Here is a 16,052-nt window from a genome sequence, read left to right as displayed (position 1 = left end):
CGGTGACTGGCCGTGACTCTAAGCGGGTGTGGGGAATAGGGAGGAGGGTCTGACCAAGGCTGTGACTCTCTTGTTATGACACGACGTATTGCAGAGCGGTACTTGGCGGGGGGAACGGTGGAATTCCCGCCGTTTTGCCCCGTCCGCATCATGAGAAACCGCAGGACCCGGCGGGGGGTGTTCAGGTGTATCAGCCGTTTTGGTGATTACTTGAATTCGTTGCCGCGGGCGACTTGCAAGGGGTGTGAGAAGCTCCGTGGGGGGTGTGATCCAGGAGTGAAGGATAATACCTGTATTGCACACGTAATACGTAGAGTCACGGCCGGGAAGGGGAACTCGGCGTTCCGTGGAACGTTTCTGCACTCCGGGGTGCACGGACCCGGTGGTGATCTTGCGGGGAGAGTCGGTTCTTTGTCCGGAAAGGGGATGCGTGGGGCGGGGAGAGCGGAAAGGACGCCTATGGCCGGGATGTCACCGTAACGGTGACCGTAGTGCGGGATTCCGCCCGGAGCCCGGCGGCGGACATGGCGTTCCGTTTTCCTGTTTCAGGGGGTGTGACCTGCGGTTTCGGCTGGACGACGGGGAGGGCGGCGAGTTCGTCCACGGGACCGCCCCGCTCATCTCCAGGGGGCCGGGCCCGGCGTGTCGGCGCGGTACCGCTCGGCGCAGGCCTCACGCACCTGACGGTCGATCACTCCATGGGCGGCCTCGGCGCCTTGGCGTTTCCTGACGGGGCGTGCGGCGTCCACCGCTTCGCACAGGATGGCGTACTGGCCGTTGGACAGCCCCATCGACCGGTAGTCGCCGTAGGAGGTCCCGGTTCGGCACCTCGCGGGCCCAGGGGGCGACGAGCCGCACGCACACGTCCTCGGCGGAGGTTGCCGACGGTGACGACGAAGGAGGAGCGCCGGTGCGGCCGGTTCCGGACGGGCCGCAGCCGGTGGCCAGGACGACCGTCAGGAGCGGTACCGCGGTGAGCGGGGGGCCGAGAGCCCGCCCCGCGGGCCGAAGGACGCCTCCCCGCTTCATGGCCGAAACGATAGAGCGCCCGCCGCCCCCGGGCGACGGCGGTGCGGGGCCGCGGCGAGGCCGGGCCGGGGAACGGGTGCGGGGGCGGCCGAACGGCCGCCCCCGCACCCTCACATGCCGGTCAGTTCGTGGCGCCGGCCGTCCGCTCCGCGTCGCCCGGGTTCACGTCCCGCAGCAGACAGGTCAGGCGCGCGGTGCACACCCGCTTGTCGGCCTCGTCGCTGATGACGATCTCGTACGTCGCCGTGGACCGCCCCCGGTGCACCGGGGTGGCGACGCCGGTGACCAGGCCGGAGCGGGCGCCCCGGTGGTGGGTGCAGTTGAGGTCGACGCCCACGGCGATCTTGGAGCTGCCGCCGTGCAGCATCGACCCCACCGAGCCCAGGGTCTCGGCCAGTACGGCGGAGGCGCCGCCGTGCAGCAGCCCGTAGGGCTGGGTGTTGCCCTCCACCGGCATCGTCCCGACGACCCGCTCGGCCGAGGCCTCCAGGATCTGCACGCCCATGCGCGTACCGAGATGGCCCGCGGAGAAGAGCGCCTGCAGATCCACGCCGAGCGCGGCGTACTCGTCGATGACCTCTTGCGGGAACTTCACGTGCTGCTGCTCTCCCATGGGGCCCGGCTCCGTTCGTCGTGATCACTACGGCATACGGCACTGCGGCCACCGCCGCGACCGCGGCGGTGGCCACTGAGCAAACGCTCAGTCGGTCGCCGATTGTTCCAGGCGGACCACGACGGACTTGCTGGCCGGGGTGTTGCTGGTGTCCGCGGTCGCGTCCAGCGGCACCAGGACGTTGGTCTCCGGGTAGTACGCGGCGGCGCAGCCGCGGGCCGTCGGGTAGTGCACCACGCGGAAACCGGGCGCCCTGCGCTCCACGTTGTCCTCGTCGGCCCTCCACTCGCTGACCAGGTCGACGTACGAGCCGTCCGCGAGCCGCAGTTCCCGCGCGTCCTGCGGATTGACGAGCACCACGCGGCGGCCGTTCCTGATGCCCCGGTAGCGGTCGTCCAGGCCGTAGATCGTGGTGTTGTACTGGTCGTGCGAGCGCAGTGTCTGCAGCAGCAGCCGCCCCTCGGGCAGTTCGGGGTACTCCACCGGCGCGGCGGTGAAGTTGGCCTTGCCGGTGGCCGTGGGGAAGCGCCGTTCGTCGCGCGGGGCGTGGGGGAGGGTGAACCCTCCGGGGCGCGCCACGCGTGCGTTGAAGTCCTCGAAGCCGGGGATCACGCGCGCGATGCGGTCGCGGATCGTCGCGTAGTCCTTCTCGAACTCCTCCCACGGGACCTTGCTGTCCGCGCCGAGGACCCGGCGGGCCAGCCGGCACACGATGGCCGGTTCGGACAGCAGATGCCCGCTCGCCGGTTCGAGGCGGCCGCGGGAGGCGTGCACCATGCCCATGGAGTCCTCGACCGTCACGAACTGCTCGCCGCCGGCCTGCAGGTCGCGTTCGGTGCGGCCCAGGGTCGGCAGGATCAGGGCGCGCGCGCCGGTGACGGCGTGCGAGCGGTTCAGCTTGGTCGACACGTGCACGGTCAGCCGGGCCCGGCGCATCGCGGCCTCGGTGACCTCGGTGTCGGGGGAGGCGGCGACGAAGTTGCCGCCCATGGCGAAGAACACCTTCGCCTTCCCGTCGCGCAGCGCGCGGATGGCCCGTACGACGTCGTAGCCGTGCTCGCGCGGGGGCGCGAAGCCGAACTCCTTCTCCAGGGCGTCCAGGAACTCCGGTGCGGGTCTCTCGAAGATGCCCATGGTGCGGTCGCCCTGCACGTTGGAGTGGCCGCGCACCGGGCAGACGCCCGCGCCGGGGCGGCCGATGTTGCCGCGCAGCAGCAGGAAGTTGACGATCTCGCGGATCATGGGCACGGAGTGCTTGTGCTGGGTGAGGCCCATCGCCCAGCACACGATGACGCGCTTCGATTCGAGGACCATGCGCAGGCACTGCTCGATGTCGCCGCGCGTGAGGCCGGTCGCGGTGAGCGTCGTGTCCCAGTCGGCGGCGCGGGCGGCTTCGGCGAACTCCTCGTAGCCGTGCGTGTGTTCGCGGACGAAGTCCTCGTCGACGGCGCCGGGCGTGTCGACGATCAGCTTGTTGAGGATGCGGAAGAGGGCCTGGTCGCCGCCGAGGCGGATCTGCAGGAACAGGTCGGTCAGCGCGGCGCCGGTGGTGAGGCCCTTGGGGGTCTGCGGGTTCTTGAAGCGCTCCAGGCCCGCCTCGGGCAGCGGGTTGACGGTGATGATCCGCGCGCCGTTCGCCTTGGCCTTCTCCAGGGCGGACAGCATGCGGGGGTGGTTGGTGCCGGGGTTCTGTCCGGCGACGATGATCAGGTCGGACTTGTAGAGGTCCTCCAGCAGGACGCTGCCCTTGCCGACGCCGATCGTCTCGGACAGGGCGGAGCCGGAGGACTCGTGGCACATGTTCGAGCAGTCGGGCAGGTTGTTGGTGCCGAGCTCGCGCGCGAAGAGCTGGTAGAGGAAGGCGGCCTCGTTGCTGGTGCGTCCGGAGGTGTAGAAGAGGGCCTCGTCGGGGGAGCCGAGGGCGGCGATCTCCTCGGCGACGATGTCGAAGGCACGCTCCCAGGTGATGGGCTCGTAGCGGTCGCCGCCCTCGGGGAGGTACACGGGGTGGGTCAGGCGGCCCTGCTGGCCCAGCCAGTAGCCGCTGCGGCCGGCCAGGTCGGCGACGGGGTGCGCGGCGAAGAACTCGGGGGTGACCCGGCGCAGGGTGGCCTCCTCGGCCACGGCCTTCGCGCCGTTCTCGCAGAACTCCGCGGTGTGCCGGTGCTCCGGCTCCGGCCACGCGCAGCCCGGACAGTCGAAGCCGTCCTTCTGGTTGACGTTGAGCAGGGTCAGCGCCGTCCGTCTCAGGCCCATCTGCTGGTGCGCCATACGCAGGCTGTGGCCGATCGCCGTGAGGCCCGCGGCCGCGTGTTTCGGCTCGGTGACCTGCGGCGCGTCCTGGACCGGATCACCCTTGGGCGGCTTGGTGGCCATCGCGCACTCCTCTTCGCGTACACGTGTGACGTAAGCCTCCGATCCTCGCACGCGGCGGTGACGACGAGGGAGGCCGAAGGACGTCGAAGGATGCCGAAGGACGCCGAAGGATTCGGAGCGCGGGCAGCCGCGGGCAGCCGCGGGGTACGGGGGCGGGGCCGAGTGTCAGTGGCGCGTGGCAGGATCGGGGGCGTGGCAGAGACAGCAGCGAAGAAGACCGACCAGACCTCCGGCGAGGCCCGTCCGCGACTGATGCTCATGGACGGGCATTCGCTGGCCTACCGCGCGTTCTTCGCGCTGCCCGCGGAGAACTTCACGACCGCGACGGGCCAGCCGACGAACGCGATCTACGGTTTCGCGTCGATGCTGGCGAACACGCTGCGCGACGAGGCGCCCACCCACTTCGCGGTGGCCTTCGACGTCTCCCGCAAGACCTGGCGGTCGGCGGAGTTCCCCGAGTACAAGGCGAACCGCTCCAAGACACCGGACGAGTTCAAGGGACAGGTCGAGCTGATCGGTGAGCTGCTCGACGCGATGCGCGCCCCGCGCTTCGCCGTCGAGGGCTTCGAGGCGGACGACGTCATCGCCACGCTCGCCACCTGTGCCGAGGCCGAGGGCTTCGACGTGCTGATCGTCACCGGCGACCGGGACTCCTTCCAGTTGGTCTCCGAGCGCACCACGGTGCTGTACCCGACCAAGGGCGTCTCCGAGCTGACCCGGTTCACCCCGGAGAAGGTGGTCGAGAAGTACGGGCTGACCCCCGCGCAGTACCCGGACTTCGCGGCGTTGCGCGGCGACCCGTCCGACAACCTGCCCGGCATTCCCGGCGTCGGCGAGAAGACGGCCGCGAAGTGGATCAACCAGTTCGGTTCCTTCGCGGACCTCGTCGAGCGCGTCGACGAGGTCAAGGGCAAGGCCGGGCAGAACCTGCGCGACCACCTGGAGTCGGTCAAGCTCAACCGCCGCCTCACCGAGCTGGAGCGGCAGGTCGAGCTGGGCAGGGGCGTCGCCGACCTGGAGCGGACCGCCTACGACCGCAAGGCCGTCGCGATGATCCTGGACACCCTGGAGATCAGGAACCCGTCGCTGCGTGAGCGGCTCTTCGCCGTCGACCCGGGCGCGCAGGAGTTTGAGGCCGCCCCGGTCGTCGCGGACGGGGTGGAGCTGGACGGCACCGTCCTGGGCGCGGGCGAGCTGGCCGGCTGGCTCGCCGAGCACGGCACCGCGCCCCTCGGCGTCGCCACGGTCGACACCTGGGCGCTGGGGACCGGCTCGGTCGCCGAGATCGCCCTGGCCGCGGCCGCGGGACCGGCCGCCTGGTTCGACCCGGCCGAGCTGGACGAGGGCGACGAGCAGGCGTTCGCCGCATGGCTCGCCGACGCGGACCGGCCCAAGGTGTTCCACAACGCCAAGGGCGCGATGCGGGTCTTCGCCGAGCACGGCTGGAGCATCCGGGGCGTCGCCATGGACACCGCGCTCGCCGCCTACCTGGTCAAGCCGGGCCGCCGCTCCTTCGACCTGGACGCGCTGTCCCTGGAGTACCTGCACCGCGAGCTGGCGCCCGCCGCCGCGGCCGACGGCCAGCTGGCCTTCGGCGCGGACGACACCGCCGAGGCCGAGGCGCTGATGGTGCAGGCCCGCGCGGTCCTCGACCTGGGCGAGGCCTTCGAGGGCCGCCTGCAGGAGGTGGGCGCCGCGGATCTGCTGCGGGACGTGGAACTGCCGACGTCCGTCCTGCTGGCCCGCATGGAGCGGCACGGCATCGCGGCGGACCGGGCCCACCTCGAGGGCATGGAGCAGATGTTCGCGGGCGCCGTGCAGCAGGCCGTGAAGGAGGCGCACGCGGCGGCGGGACACGAGTTCAACCTGGGCTCGCCCAAGCAGCTCCAGGAGGTCCTCTTCGGTGAACTCGGCCTGCCGAAGACGAAGAAGACCAAGACCGGGTACACCACCGACGCCGACGCCCTGGCCTGGCTGGCGGGCCAGACCGACAACGAGCTGCCGGTGATCATGCTCCGGCACCGTGAGCAGGCGAAGCTGCGCGTCACCGTCGAGGGGCTGATCAAGACGATCGCCGCGGACGGCCGCATCCACACCACGTTCAACCAGACGGTCGCCGCCACCGGCCGCCTGTCGTCGACCGACCCGAACCTGCAGAACATCCCGGTCCGTACCGACGAGGGCCGCGCGATCCGTCGCGGGTTCGTCGTCGGGGAAGGCTTCGAGTCGCTGATGACGGCGGACTACAGCCAGATCGAACTGCGGGTGATGGCCCACCTCTCCGAGGACGCCGGACTCATCGAGGCGTTCACCTCCGGCGAGGACCTGCACACCACCGCCGCCGCGCAGGTGTTCGGGGTCGAGCAGTCCGCGGTCGACGCGGAGATGCGCCGCAAGATCAAGGCGATGTCGTACGGCCTCGCGTACGGACTGTCCGCCTTCGGCCTCTCCCAGCAGCTGAACATCGAGGCGGCCGAGGCCCGCGCCCTGATGGACGCGTACTTCGAGCGGTTCGGCGGGGTGCGGGACTACCTGCGCCGCGTGGTCGACGAGGCTCGGGCCACGGGTTACACGGCGACCCTCTTCGGCCGTCGGCGCTACCTGCCCGACCTCAACAGCGACAACCGCCAGCGTCGGGAGGCGGCCGAGCGGATGGCGCTGAACGCGCCGATCCAGGGCACGGCGGCGGACATCGTCAAGATCGCCATGCTGAACGTGGACCGAGCGCTGCGCGAGGCGGACCTCACGTCCCGGATGCTCCTCCAGGTCCACGACGAAATCGTCCTGGAGATCGCCCCCGGCGAGCGCCCGGCCGCGGAAGAGCTGATCCGCCGGGAGATGGCCGCCGCGGTCCGGCTCCGCGTCCCCCTGGGCGTCTCGGTCGGCGCGGGCCCGGACTGGGAGTCGGCGGCGCACTAGCCCTGCCGGGCGGAGTCGGTGGGTCGTGCCGGAGGGCGCTCGACGGGCGCCCTCCGGCACGAACCCGTGACGCCCCGTGCGCGGGCAGGCCGCCCGAAGGTGCCGGCCCGGCCCAGTGCGGTGGCCACGGGGCCGGCCCGCCGAGCGCAGGCCGCCGCGGGCACCAGGGCCCCGCTGTTGACGGCACCTGCGGTAGGCCACCCGTCCGTCGCGTGGCGGGGCCGGCCGGGGCTGTCGGGTGTCCCCTCCTCGGGGCTTTCGCGGTCCGTGGCCGGCACACCGTGTGCCGGCCACGCCCGTGTCCCGTGTCCGTGATGGGGTCTCACTCGCGTGGACCTCGCGGGCGGGCCGTCGCGGGGGCCGGGCGCCAGGATGCGGGGCATGGGTATACGCATGCTTCACCGCAGAGCGGGGCCCCCGCCGACCGACGCCGACGGACCCACCCTCGAGGCGTTCTCGCCGGTTCCGGTCTTCGCGGCCACCGCAAGTACCGCCCGTACTCCCGCCCCCCTCACGACCGCGCTGCGCCGCGCCGGCCGACGGTGCACCGGCCGCGGTGCCACCGCAGCACCGCCCGCCCCGTCGCCCGGCGTCGGCGAGCGGCCCCCGTGGCGGCTGTGGGCCGAGCTGACCCGCAGCTATCTGGCGCTCGCCCTCACCCTGCTGCCCCGCCCCCGCCCCGTCCGTACCGTCACCGTGTTCGTGGCGGCCGGGGAGACCCTCAGCGTGCGGCCGTACGGCTCGGCCGCCCCGTACCGACGTCATCGGGATCCCCGGTGGCCGGGACCGGACGCAGCGCCCTGACCGCCACGGCGTACAGCGGCAGCGCGGCCACGAGCCCGGCGCCCGCTCCGAAACACACCGTGGGGATCAACTCCCAGGGCTTCGCGGCCGCTCCCCAGTAGTCCCACCACCGCGAGGCCCGATGCACGGCCCCCGCCAGCGCGCAGCCGCCGAGCAGCGCGGCGGCCGCCCACCGGTCGGCCGTGGACAGCGACGGCACTCCCGCCGGCGCGGACCGGGGCGCCGCCCGCTTCAGCGCCCGCGCCAGGAACACGACGATCACCACCGCGGCCACCGCCGAACCGCCGTACTGCAGGTACCAGTACAGCGGTGAGCCCGCGATCTCCCGTCCCAGGACGGGAAAGACCCGCATCCCCCACCGGTCGAGGTGCGTGAAGGCGTCCCACACCACATGCGTCAGCGCACCGAGCACGGCCGAGACGTACCAGCGCGCCACCAGGGAGGCCCGCACGCGCGCGGGGGGCGTGCCGCAGCGCAGCAGGGCGGCCGGCCGGCCCTGCCAGGGCCGCGGCAGCAGCGCCACGAGCGGTTCGCGGATCAGGAGCCACAGACCCACCAGCGCCCAGGCGATGCACACATCCACGGTGAGAACGCCGGGGAACGAGTGGGTGAAGTCTCCGAACTCCATTGCTCCGGACAGGACACTGGCCGCGTAGTAGGTCAGGTCCGGAGCGAGACTGCCCGCCACGAGAACGGCCGGCACCAGGGGGCCCCGGCCGGTCCCGTCGGTTCGTACGGCGGGCAGGACCGCCGCCGCATGGCTCAACGTGAAGGGCAACTCGGCTCCTCGGGTGGGTCGTTGACCGGGCTGGTCGGCCCCGGCGCTCGGCGGACCCCAGTATGCGCGACACCCCGTCCGTGCCCGTGCGGGGACGAACGTGGCCAACCGGCGAATACCGGGCGTGAACAGGTGTGCGGGCAAAGGATGTTGCCGTAGGGTCGCGAGAGTCGCCGTGCCAGGTGCAACCGGCGGGCGGGCTGAATCGTCACAACTGGGCGAGCGTGGCAGACGTTGACGGATGCTCCGGTGTCCGCGGGGAGGGGTTCACTCTATGGCGGCGCATTTCGGCAGGAGGCTGCGCAAGGGAGCGGCAACCACCGCCGTGGCGGCGGCCGCGGTGGCGGCCCTGTCCGCGTCCCAGGCTCCGGGTGCGACGATCGACGACCCGGCGGGACGGGCCGCCCCGGACGCCGCCTCGGCGCCCGAGGAGAGCGCCGACGGCCCCGGAGCGACCGGCAACTCGCCCTACTACACGGACCTGCCGCCGCTCAACAGCCCCAACCCCTCTCCGTCCGCGAGCACCGACCCGCTCACGCCGGGCGCTTCCGAGGCGGGCATACCCGCGACCGTCCTCGACGCCTACAAGAAGGCCGAGGCGGCGCTGCGCGAGTCCAAGCCCGGCTGCAACCTGCCCTGGCAACTGCTCGCCGCCATCGGCAAGGTGGAGTCCGGCCAGGCCCGCGGCGGACGCGTCGACGCCGAAGGCACCACCCTCTCCCCGATCATCGGCCCGCAGCTCGACGGCAACGGCTTCGCGCTCATCCGGGACACCGACAACGGCGTGTACGACGGCAACAGCGCCTACGACAACGCCGTCGGCCCCATGCAGTTCATCCCGTCCACCTGGGCGTGGGCGGGCCGCGACGGCAACGGCGACGGCCGCAAGGACCCCAACAACATCTACGACGCCGCCCTGGCCGCCGGCCACTACCTGTGCCGCTTCGGCTGGGACATGTCCGACCGGGCGGACCTCGACAAGGCGATCCTCAGCTACAACCCGTCGAGGGACTACCTGAACACCGTCCTGTCGTGGCTGGAGTACTACCGCAAGGGCACGCACGAGATCCCGGACGGCACCGGCGCCCTGCCCGGCGAACGCAGCGACGACCACACCACGCGCCCCACCCCGGCGGCGTCGGCGCCGTCGACGCCGTCGACGCAGCCGGGCACCACCCCGGCGGCCCCGGGCACGTCGCCGAAGCCCAGCCCCGACAAGCCGGGTGGCGGCAGCAGCACCGGCCCCAAGCCGCCGGCCTCCTCCCCGGGCACGCCGAGCACACCGCCGGGCACGACACCGCCCCCGACGACACAGCCCCCGACGGCATCGCCGCCCAGCAAGCCCCCCACGCCCACCGACACGGTGGACCACCTGGAGAACGCCGGCACGGGCAAGCTCACCGCGAGGGCGGGCGACGCGTTCACCGAGAGGATCCGCGCCCGCGCGGAGACGGACGACGGCAAGGCCGTCGCGAAGGTGCGGATCCGCTTCACCGTCCTCGGCGACACCGACACCACCTTCACCGGCGGCGAGAGCGTGGCCACCGTCGTCACCGACAGCGCCGGTGTCGCCGTGGCGCCCGCGCTGCGGGCGGGCGAGAAGACGGGCCACGTCACCGTCCGCGCCACCGTCGTCGGCCGCGTCGTCCCGGGCCTCGACTACCGGGCCACCGTCACCGAGCGCACCGCCGACACCGTTGTGCGCACCGGTGACGAGGCACTGACCTGCACCCCGGGCGGCGAGTTCGCCCACCGGGTCGAGGTACGGGCCACCCACGACGGCGCCCCGGCCGGCAAGGTCGCGGCCACCGCCACGCTGATCACGTCGGCCGACGACCCGGCCGTCAACGACGAGGGCCCCTACTTCAAGGACGGCGACGGCAAGGCCGTCCGCACCCTGAGCGGTCTGGAGACGGACGCGGACGGTCTTCTGACGCTGCCGCAGCTCTACGCGGACGACACCACCGGCACCTTCCTGCTCCGCGTCACCACCGCGGGCGGCGCGACCCTCACGGTCGAACTGACCGTGGCCACCGCCGAGACGGCGTCCCCCGGCCCCACCACCGGCTCATAGCCGGCCGTACCCCTACCGGCCCGGTCACAGGGCGCGGGTCGGAGACGGAGCAGGAGCAGGTCACCGCCTGAGCCGCGCGTTGGTGTGCCGGGTCGGCTCGGCGGCAGCCGGGTCCTCGGGCCACGGATGCCGGGGGTAACGGCCGCGCAGCTCGGCCCGTACGCCCTTGTACCCGTCCTGCCAGAAGGAGGCGAGGTCGGAGGTGACGGCGGCGGGCCGCCCGGCCGGGGAGAGCAGATGCACCAGCAGGGGCACCCCGGCCACCCGCGGCGTCTCCTGGAGCCCGAACATCTCCTGGAGTTTCACCGCGAGCACCGGCTGTCCGGCGTCGGAGTAGTCGATCCGGATCGCGGACCCACTGGGTACGGTGATCCGCTCGGGGGCCAGCTCGTCCAGCCGGGCGGCCTGCCCGGACGCCCACGGCAGCAGCCGGCCGAGGGCCTGGCCGGCGTCGATCCGCGCCAGGTCGGCCCGGCGCCGGGCGCGGCTCAGCTCGGGCTCCAGCCACTCCTCCACGCGCGCGTGGAGCGCGTCGTCGGACACATCGGGCCAGGGGGTGCCGAGCCGGCCGTGGAGAAAGGCCAGCCGCTGCCGCAGCACGGCCGCTCCCGCCGGCCACCGCAGCAGCCCGAACCCCTCCTGCCGCAGCCCGTCCAGCAGCGCGGCCCGTACGAGGGCGGGCTCCGCGTCGGTGCGGGGCCGTACCGCCAGCTCCACCGCCCCCAGCCGCTCGACACGGCGGGCTACGACATCGCCGTCGGCCCAGTGCACCTCCTCGCGTGTCTCCAGCAGGGCCCCGGCCGCCCACCGCGCGGTCTCCTCGTCGACGACCGCGCCGAGCTGCACGCGCGCGTGCCCCCGCCCCACCGGCCGGTCGGCGGCGGCGACCGCGATCCAGGGAGCGCCCCGCAGCCCGGTGTCCTCGCCGGCCTCGGCACGCGTCCCGGACACCATCAGATACGAACCGCCCTCCGCGCGGGCGATCCGCTCGGGAAACGCGAGCGCGGCCACCAGCCCGACACGGGCGCCCTCCCCGCCCTCCCGGCTACCGCCGCCCACCGTGCCCGTCGGCACGGGCGGCGCGGCGTGGACGGCTTCCGGGGAGACCTCCGGGGAGACCTCCGAGGCGAGCGACCGCAGCCGGCGCGCCTCCACCCGCCACCGCTGCGCATAGGCGTCGTCCCCGCGCCGCGCGGTGCGCAGCGCATCGGCGAGATCGTCCCCGTAGCTGCGTGGTGCCTCCTCGCCGATCAGCGCGACCACTTCGGCGGCGAGCGCGCGCCCCACGGCCGGTGCCGCGTCCAGCAGCGCCCGCCCCAGCCGGGGATGCAGGCCCAGCCGGGCCAGCCGCGTGCCCCGCTCCGTGGCCCGCCCGTCGGCGCCGACGGCCCCGATCGCCGTCAGGACGGCGCCGGCCGCCGTCATCGCCCCGCGCGGCGGCGGATCGAGCAGCGCGAGCCCGGAGGCGTCCGGATCGCCCCAGCAGGCCGCCTGCAGCGCGAACGACGTCAGGTCGGCCACCTTGATCTCGGGAGCGGGGAACCGGGGCAGCCGCGCGTCCTCGGCCTCCGCCCAGCACCGGTACACCGCACCCGGCGCCTCACGTCCGGCCCGCCCCGCCCGCTGCCTGCCCGCCGCCTGCGAGGCCCGTACCGTCGTCAGCGCGCTCAGCCCGCGCGCGTGGTCGACGCGGGGCTCACGCGCGAGCCCCGCGTCCACGACCACCCGGACCCCCGGAACCGTCAGCGACGACTCCGCCACCGAGGTCGCCAGCACCACCCGGCGCCGCTGTCCGGGTGCCAGCACCGCGTCCTGCACCGATGCCGGCGCCCGCCCGTGGACCTGGAGCACCTCGACCTCTCCGCGCTGCCCCGGCTGCCCCAGCCGCGCGGCGACCCGGGCGATCTCGCCCACGCCGGGCAGGAACACCAGGACGTCACCGTCCCGTTCGGCCAGCGCCCGCCGCACCACCGACGCCACATGCGTCAGCAGCGCCGGGTCGACCCGCATGCCGTGCGGCGGCCGTACCGGACGCGCGGGAGGGGCCCACACCACCTCCACCGGATGGGCCGTGCCGTGCGCCTCGACCACGGGCGCGTCGCCCAGCAGCCGCGCCCAGCCCGCCGCGTCGGTCGTCGCCGACGCGGCCACCAGCCGCAGCTCCGGCCGCAGGGTCTCGCGCACGTCCCACAGGAACGCCGCCGCCGTGTCCGCGTCCAGATGCCGCTCGTGGCACTCGTCGAGCACCACCGCGTCCACCCCGGTCAGTTCCTGGTCCCGCTGCAGCCGCTGCAGGAGCACGCCGGTCGTGACGACCTCCACGCGCGTGCGGCGCCCGACCACCCGCTCCCCGCGCACCGTGAAACCCACGGACCCGCCGACCTTCTCGCCCAGCAGCCAGGCCATCCGCCGGGCCGCCGCCCGCGCCGCGATCCGCCGGGGCTCGGCGACCACCACCCGCCGCGCGGGCCCGCCACCGATCAGCCCGGCCAGCACCAGCGGCACGAGGGTCGTCTTCCCGGTGCCGGGCGGTGCGACGAGAACGGCGGTGCCGTGCGCCTCCAGGGCGTCGGTCAGCGCGGGAAGGGCCTCGCGCACCGGGAGGGCGTCGAGAGCGTCGTGGCGGATCACGCACTCAGTCCCGTACGCACACGAAGATCGCCGTGCCCGGGATCAGGTGTCCGCGCAACGGGGACCAGCCTCCCCACTCGGAGGTGTTCCACTCCGGCCACTGAGGTTCCACCAGGTCCACCAGACGAAAGCCCGAGGCGGTGATGTCGCGGACGCGGTCGCCGAGCGTCCTGTGGTGCTCGACGTACACCGCGCGGCCCTGCTCGTCCTGCTCGACGTAGGGCGTGCGGTCGAAGTAGGACCCGGAGACGCTCAGTCCCTCCGGGCCGGGCTCGTCCGGGAACGCCCAGCGGATCGGATGCGTGACGGAGAAGACGAGCCGGCCCCCGGGCCGCAGCACCCGGCGCACCTCGCGCAGCACCAGCCGCGGGTCGGCGACGAAGGGCAGCGCCCCGTACGCCGAGCAGGCCAGGTCGAAGGAGCCGTCCGCGAACGGCAGGGCGCCCGCGTCGGCGCACACCAGCGGGAACGGGCCCCCGATGCGCAGCGCGTGCTGCAACTGCCGGTGCGAGATGTCCAGGGCCACCGGACGCGCGCCCTGCGCGGCCAGCCAGCGGGAACACTGGGCCGCGCCGGCGCCGAGCTCCAGGATGTCGCGGTCCTTCAGGTCCTCCGGCGGGCCGAGCAGCTCGGCCTCCACCTCGTCCAGCCCCTCGGGGCACCACACGAAGCGGTCGTCGCCGAGGAACGTGCCGTGCTCGACCTGGTACTCGTCCGCGTTGCGGTCCCACCAGCCCCGGTTGGCGCGGGAGCTCTCGGTGACGCCGGCGTTCCGTCGGGTCGCCTCGGGTTCGGACGCTTCGGGCTCTTGGATGATCGGCTCCATCGTCGTACTCTTCCGTCCAGTTGCCCCGGCTGTCGCCTACATGGGGGCGCGTGAGGTCCTGCGTGGCGCGGGTCCGCGTGGTCTCGAGGCGGCATCTGACATGCGGCGCTCCCCCAGAAGGGGGAATTGTGCCGGTTATGTGGCGATCCGCCCCGGGTGGGGGGCTTCGCGCATTGACCCTGCCCGGCTGCCCCCGTATGCTACAAGTTGCGCTGCGGGCCTGCGCGCCTCAGACATAGCAGGCTGCGCTCGCATCTGTTGTATGTCCCCTCGGTTCTCGAGGCGCCACCGGTATACCCGGTGTCTGGAACGGCGCTTCTTTTGCTGTCCGGCTTCTGCAGAGCGAAACGGGCTCCGGCGTAGCAGTACCTACGACTCACTGTCCGTACCGGAGCCCTTTCCCACATGACGAGCAGCACCGAGACCACCGCCACCACCCCGCAGGTTGCGGTCAACGACATCGGTAACGAGGAAGCCTTCCTCGCAGCGATCGACGAGACGATCAAGTACTTCAACGACGGCGACATCGTCGACGGCGTCATCGTGAAGGTCGACCGGGACGAGGTCCTGCTCGACATCGGTTACAAGACCGAAGGTGTCATCCCGAGCCGCGAGCTCTCGATCAAGCACGACGTCGACCCCAACGAGGTCGTCGCCGTCGGTGACGAGATCGAAGCCCTTGTTCTCCAGAAGGAGGACAAGGAAGGCCGCCTGATCCTCTCGAAGAAGCGCGCCCAGTACGAGCGTGCCTGGGGCACCATCGAGAAGATCAAGGAAGAGGACGGCATCGTCACCGGTACCGTCATCGAGGTCGTCAAGGGTGGTCTCATCCTCGACATCGGCCTCCGCGGCTTCCTCCCGGCCTCCCTGGTCGAGATGCGCCGCGTCCGCGACCTCCAGCCCTACGTGGGCAAGGAGCTCGAGGCGAAGATCATCGAGCTGGACAAGAACCGCAACAACGTGGTCCTGTCCCGCCGTGCCTGGCTGGAGCAGACTCAGTCCGAGGTCCGCCAGACGTTCCTCACCACCCTCCAGAAGGGTCAGGTCCGTTCCGGCGTCGTCTCCTCGATCGTCAACTTCGGTGCCTTCGTGGACCTGGGTGGCGTCGACGGCCTGGTGCACGTCTCCGAGCTGTCCTGGAAGCACATCGACCACCCCTCCGAGGTCGTCGAGGTCGGTCAGGAAGTCACCGTCGAGGTCCTCGACGTCGACATGGACCGCGAGCGTGTCTCCCTGTCGCTGAAGGCGACCCAGGAAGACCCGTGGCAGCAGTTCGCCCGCACCCACCAGATCGGCCAGGTCGTGCCCGGCAAGGTCACGAAGCTGGTTCCGTTCGGTGCGTTCGTCCGCGTGGACGAGGGCATCGAGGGTCTGGTCCACATCTCCGAGCTGGCCGAGCGCCACGTGGAGATCCCGGAGCAGGTCGTCCAGGTCAACGACGAGATCTTCGTCAAGGTCATCGACATCGACCTCGAGCGCCGTCGCATCAGCCTCTCGCTGAAGCAGGCCAACGAGGCCTTCGGTGCCGACCCGACGGCGGTCGAGTTCGACCCGACCCTGTACGGCATGGCCGCGTCCTACGACGACCAGGGCAACTACATCTACCCCGAGGGCTTCGACCCCGAGACCAACGACTGGCTCGAGGGCTACGAGGCTCAGCGCGAGGCGTGGGAGACCCAGTACGCCGAGGCGCAGTCCCGCTTCGAGCAGCACCAGGCGCAGGTCATCAAGTCCCGCGAGGCGGACGAGAAGGCCGCTGCCGAGGGTGGCGACACCGCGGGTGCGGCTCCGGCCGCGTCCGGTGGCGGCTCGTACTCCTCCGAGGGCGGCGACAACTCCGGTGCGCTGGCCTCGGACGAGGCGCTGGCCGCGCTGCGGGAGAAGCTGGCCGGCGGCCAGAGCTGAACTCCGGTCGCTGAGGTTTAGCCGGTAACTGAGGGGCCGCACCTTTCGAGGTGCGGCCCCTCAGTGCTGCGCTTCGGGGTCGGACGTTGCCCGTGGG

10 protein-coding genes are annotated in these 16,052 nt (G+C 72.5%); 4 read left to right on the top strand and 6 right to left on the bottom strand.

The annotated features are described in order from the left end of the window. Positions 1-617: 617 nt before the first annotated feature. The 3 genes from ACVW19_RS07765 to ACVW19_RS07755 form a co-directional block, all read right to left on the bottom strand. Complete coding sequence (locus tag ACVW19_RS07765; RefSeq protein ID WP_457457808.1) at positions 618-791, bottom strand: hypothetical protein; 174 nt, start codon at positions 789-791, stop codon at positions 618-620. A gap of 359 nt (positions 792-1,150) precedes the next feature. Further along, positions 1,151-1,642 (bottom strand): PaaI family thioesterase, encoded by a 492-nt coding sequence (locus ACVW19_RS07760; RefSeq protein ID WP_457457807.1) that lies wholly within the window; start codon positions 1,640-1,642, stop codon positions 1,151-1,153. Positions 1,643-1,729: 87 nt separating this feature from the next. Next, positions 1,730-4,018: an FdhF/YdeP family oxidoreductase gene (locus tag ACVW19_RS07755; RefSeq protein WP_457457805.1), complete on the bottom strand. Its 2,289-nt coding sequence runs from the start codon at positions 4,016-4,018 to the stop codon at positions 1,730-1,732. A gap of 192 nt (positions 4,019-4,210) precedes the next feature. Between ACVW19_RS07755 and polA the strand changes: the two genes are divergently transcribed. After that, on the top strand, positions 4,211-6,937 hold the full coding sequence (gene polA / locus ACVW19_RS07750) for a DNA polymerase I (protein ID WP_457457804.1): 2,727 nt from the start codon (positions 4,211-4,213) through the stop codon (positions 6,935-6,937). 381 nt (positions 6,938-7,318) lie between these two features. Then, positions 7,319-7,741 carry a hypothetical protein gene (locus ACVW19_RS07745; protein ID WP_457457802.1) on the top strand — a complete coding sequence of 141 codons (423 nt, stop codon included), beginning with the start codon at positions 7,319-7,321 and terminating at the stop codon, positions 7,739-7,741. Here the strand turns inward: ACVW19_RS07745 and ACVW19_RS07740 are convergent. Beyond that, positions 7,659-8,519: a DUF4184 family protein gene (locus ACVW19_RS07740; protein WP_457457800.1), complete on the bottom strand. Its 861-nt coding sequence runs from the start codon at positions 8,517-8,519 to the stop codon at positions 7,659-7,661. The two genes, ACVW19_RS07745 and ACVW19_RS07740, sit on opposite strands and share 83 nt — an antisense overlap. Positions 8,520-8,793: 274 nt before the next feature. Between ACVW19_RS07740 and ACVW19_RS07735 the strand changes: the two genes are divergently transcribed. Next, positions 8,794-10,593: a lytic murein transglycosylase gene (locus ACVW19_RS07735; protein WP_457457798.1), complete on the top strand. Its 1,800-nt coding sequence runs from the start codon at positions 8,794-8,796 to the stop codon at positions 10,591-10,593. A gap of 60 nt (positions 10,594-10,653) precedes the next feature. On the opposite strand, the gene hrpB is transcribed toward ACVW19_RS07735, so the two are convergent. Together hrpB and ACVW19_RS07725 are read right to left on the bottom strand one after the other, a co-directional pair. After that, a complete protein-coding gene (hrpB, locus tag ACVW19_RS07730) occupies positions 10,654-13,224 on the bottom strand; it encodes an ATP-dependent helicase HrpB (RefSeq protein ID WP_457457796.1) in 2,571 nt (856 codons plus the stop codon). A gap of 4 nt (positions 13,225-13,228) precedes the next feature. Next, the gene (locus tag ACVW19_RS07725) at positions 13,229-14,050 is read right to left on the bottom strand and encodes a class I SAM-dependent methyltransferase (RefSeq protein ID WP_457457794.1); all 822 of its coding nucleotides are present in this window, start codon (positions 14,048-14,050) and stop codon (positions 13,229-13,231) included. A 405-nt stretch (positions 14,051-14,455) separates the two neighbouring features. On the opposite strand from ACVW19_RS07725, the gene rpsA reads away from it, so the two are divergent. Further along, on the top strand, positions 14,456-15,955 hold the full coding sequence (gene rpsA / locus ACVW19_RS07720) for a 30S ribosomal protein S1 (protein ID WP_109380611.1): 1,500 nt from the start codon (positions 14,456-14,458) through the stop codon (positions 15,953-15,955). Positions 15,956-16,052 lie beyond the last annotated feature (97 nt).

Source organism: Streptomyces sp. TE5632, from assembly GCF_054061295.1.
Note: the sequence above shows the minus strand (reverse complement) of the source record. Positions and strands in the feature narration are given on the sequence as shown.

Excerpts from the sequence above, each read along its gene's own strand:
- ACVW19_RS07745 (WP_457457802.1), top strand. The coding sequence starts at position 7,319 with ATGGGTATACGCATGCTTCACCGCAGAGCGGGGCCCCCGCCGACCGAC.
- ACVW19_RS07755 (WP_457457805.1), bottom strand. The coding sequence starts at position 4,018 with ATGGCCACCAAGCCGCCCAAGGGTGATCCGGTCCAGGACGCGCCGCAG.
- ACVW19_RS07735 (WP_457457798.1), top strand. The coding sequence starts at position 8,794 with ATGGCGGCGCATTTCGGCAGGAGGCTGCGCAAGGGAGCGGCAACCACC.
- ACVW19_RS07725 (WP_457457794.1), bottom strand. The coding sequence starts at position 14,050 with ATGGAGCCGATCATCCAAGAGCCCGAAGCGTCCGAACCCGAGGCGACC.
- ACVW19_RS07765 (WP_457457808.1), bottom strand. The coding sequence starts at position 791 with ATGGGGCTGTCCAACGGCCAGTACGCCATCCTGTGCGAAGCGGTGGAC.
- rpsA (WP_109380611.1), top strand. The coding sequence starts at position 14,456 with ATGACGAGCAGCACCGAGACCACCGCCACCACCCCGCAGGTTGCGGTC.
- ACVW19_RS07760 (WP_457457807.1), bottom strand. The coding sequence starts at position 1,642 with ATGGGAGAGCAGCAGCACGTGAAGTTCCCGCAAGAGGTCATCGACGAG.